We start from the raw sequence: 270 nt of genomic DNA, 5'->3' as shown, positions 1-270 counted from the left end.
TTGATTGTCCCATTTTCTAGATCTTAGTTTCGCACCTATAATGCTTTTATATCGGCAAATGGTATTCTCTACAATTTCTCTCCTTCCGTATTTATTTTTATTATACCAAGCATGGTATCCTTTTTCTCTTATATAGTTTATTGTATCAGACCTATGTTTTTCTGTAGCCTTTTTAGCATTTTTAGGGGGTGGAATTGTCGGTTTAATATTTTGATTTTCTAAGAATCCGTAAGTGTTGTTACCATCATAACCTCCATCAGCTAAAACCTC

The 270-nt window shown here is 33.0% G+C and carries 1 protein-coding gene; it reads right to left on the bottom strand.

The genetic code is table 11. The annotated features are described in order from the left end of the window. Positions 1 to 270, bottom strand: a 270-nt coding sequence (locus tag NF27_RS00405; RefSeq protein ID WP_039454615.1) for a transposase, incomplete at both ends; no start/stop codon positions are given.

The organism is Candidatus Jidaibacter acanthamoeba (assembly GCF_000815465.1).
Classification (GTDB): domain Bacteria; phylum Pseudomonadota; class Alphaproteobacteria; order Rickettsiales; family Midichloriaceae; genus Jidaibacter; species Jidaibacter acanthamoebae.
Note: the sequence above shows the minus strand (reverse complement) of the source record. Positions and strands in the feature narration are given on the sequence as shown.